The organism is Myxacorys chilensis (genome assembly GCF_059505265.1).
The window spans coordinates 1-2188 of the sequence record NZ_JCACKG010000006.1; the positions used below are offsets into that span (position 1 = coordinate 1).

Below are 2188 nucleotides of genomic sequence, written 5' to 3' on the forward strand. Positions count from 1 at the left end.
ACCAGATCTGACCGAGCACCCAGAAGATGAGCCCCGCCCAAAAGAGCAGGAGGAGGTGAGGGAGGTCCATCGCGGGTCCTTTCGTCCGGGTGGAGCGGGAGCGGACGACTCAGGCGGCGAGCGCGGCCGCCTGCTCCAGGCTGATGCCCCGAGCGAGGGGGTCCGCGTGGCGATGCGCGAGGCGCCATTCCGACCCGTCGCGGCGGTAGACCAGGGTGACGCGCAGTGGCCAGTCCTGGGCGGGGAGGCCGCCGACCTCGCCGTGGCCATGCTCGATGATCGCGAGGACCACCATGTCGGCTGAGCCGTAGGCCTGGACCAGCTCCTGCGTGAGCGTGCCGTTCCGGAAGAACCGCCCAATCTCCTCCCAGCCCTCGTCGGTGAGCCGCGCGCTGCGCGACGGAGGGCCGCCGAACGGCGACATCAGCGTAAAGTCGTCGGTCAACGCGATCAGGGCGCGATAGCGGGCGACGTCGCCGCGCACGAGCGCCGCGTTCGCCTCCTCGGACCGCCGGGCGAGATCGGCGACGGCTTCGTCGATGTCGGGGCCCCCCTGTGGGGCAGGAGTCTGGGCCGAGGCGCCGGTCGCGAAGGATGCGACGCCGGCGGCGCCCGCCGCGAGGACGGAACGTCGTGAGGTTGTCATGGTGTCTCCTGAGAGCCTGAAGGTCGTGAAGCGATGCCGCGGCCAGCGGCCTTGCGACGGCGGTGGAGATCGCAGCTTCCTTCCGATCAATCCAGTGATATGATTTCACCGATATGGTGCAGCAGGTTGATCTCTCCCGCGCCGACCTCAACCTCCTCGTGCTCTTCCAGGTGGTGATGGAGGAGCGTCACGTCGGCCGGTCGGCGGACCGGCTGAACCTCTCGTCGCCGGCCGTGAGCCACGGCCTCGGCCGGCTCCGGCGGCTGCTCAACGACCCGCTCTTCCTGCGGACGCCCAAGGGCGTCGTGCCAACCGACCGCGCGGCGGAACTGGCGGCGCCCATCGCGGACATCCTGGCGCGGGCGAGGAGCGTGATCGCGACCGCCGAGCCGTTCGATCCCGCCACGTCCATGCGCCGCTTCACGATCGGCGCCCCGGACGGCGTCTTGGCCGTGGTCCTGCCGCCGCTACTCGACGCACTGCGCGAGGCGGCGCCCGGCCTGGACATCGGCCTCCGGCAGCTCCTGCCCTTGTCTGGGGAGACCACGCTCGAGCGAGCTTGGCGCGTCGCCTTTGTCGAACTCGAAGCACGCGCGATGGACGTCGCCATCGTCCCCTCCGACCACATCCCGGCCCGCTTCCACCGCCGCACCCTCTACGAGGAGGACTTCGTGGTCGCGATGCGCGAGGGGCATCCGTTCGCGGACGACCCGACCCTCGACCGCTACTGCCGGATGCAGCACCTGGTGGTCTCGCTCACGGGCGATGCCTACGGCTTCGTTGACGAGGTCCTGGCCAGGCAGGGCCGCGCGCGGCGGATCGCGCTCACAGTGCCGAACTTCATGTTCGCGCTCGCGGTGATTGCCGAGACCGACCTCGTCGTCGCGCTGCCGAGGCGATTCGCCGAGAGGCACGCAGCGCGCTTCGGGGTCCTGAGCCTCGACGCGCCGCTGCCACTCGGCCGCTTCCGGCTCAACGCCGTGGCACCTCAGGCGGCGATGATGGACGCGGGCCTAGCCTGGCTTTTTGACGTGCTTGCAGGGGCGGAGCCATCCGGGCCGGTGGGCCACGGGCGCTCGGCGGCTCAGTTGCAAACTCTGACCGAGGACAAGCTGGGGTAAGCTGCCGGCCTGTGTCCGATCAGATGAGGCCGAAGGCCCGATGCGCTAAGCTTACCTCGCCGGCAAACGCCGGTCAGGTAGCGAAAGAGGGATCCCTGGCCCTTCTTGAGGGCGCGCATGACCTCAAAGCCCTTGATGGTGGCATAAGCGGTCTTCAGGAACTGAAAGCCCAAGGTCGGTTTGATCAGGCGCTTGAGCTTGCCATGATCTGCCTCGAGCCGGTTGTTGAGATACTGGACCTGCCGGTGTTGCGCGTCCTTGGGCAGGCGGCCTTCCTTCTTCAGGGCTGCGATGGCCGGACCGTAGCACCCGGCCTTGTCGGTGTTGATCGCCTTGGGGCGCTCCGACGCTCTCAGCCCACGCAGCGGCAGTGTCAGGGGGATGCGGCTTGAGTGGGGCAGGGGGACTGCTACCCTCACCC

At 69.1% G+C, this 2188-nt stretch carries 2 protein-coding genes and 1 pseudogene; 1 reads left to right on the forward strand and 2 read right to left on the reverse strand.

Features of this window, described 5'->3' with window-relative positions:
- Nucleotides 1–109: 109 nt before the first annotated feature.
- Complete coding sequence (locus tag AC5JLB_RS00335; protein ID WP_495871868.1) at nucleotides 110–646, reverse strand: YybH family protein; 537 nt, start codon at nucleotides 644–646, stop codon at nucleotides 110–112.
- 113 nt (nucleotides 647–759) lie between these two features.
- Between AC5JLB_RS00335 and AC5JLB_RS00340 the strand changes: the two genes are divergently transcribed.
- Nucleotides 760–1767: a LysR family transcriptional regulator gene (locus AC5JLB_RS00340; protein ID WP_495871869.1), complete on the forward strand. Its 1008-nt coding sequence runs from the start codon at nucleotides 760–762 to the stop codon at nucleotides 1765–1767.
- Between the two features lie 19 nt (nucleotides 1768–1786).
- Here the strand turns inward: AC5JLB_RS00340 and AC5JLB_RS00345 are convergent.
- A pseudogene (locus tag AC5JLB_RS00345) lies at nucleotides 1787–2188 on the reverse strand (DDE-type integrase/transposase/recombinase); the annotation flags it as partial.

Bases quoted from the DNA above. Each gene is read 5' to 3' on its own strand.
- AC5JLB_RS00335 (WP_495871868.1), bottom strand. From the start codon at position 646: ATGACAACCTCACGACGTTCCGTCCTCGCGGCGGGCGCCGCCGGCGTC.
- AC5JLB_RS00340 (WP_495871869.1), top strand. From the start codon at position 760: ATGGTGCAGCAGGTTGATCTCTCCCGCGCCGACCTCAACCTCCTCGTG.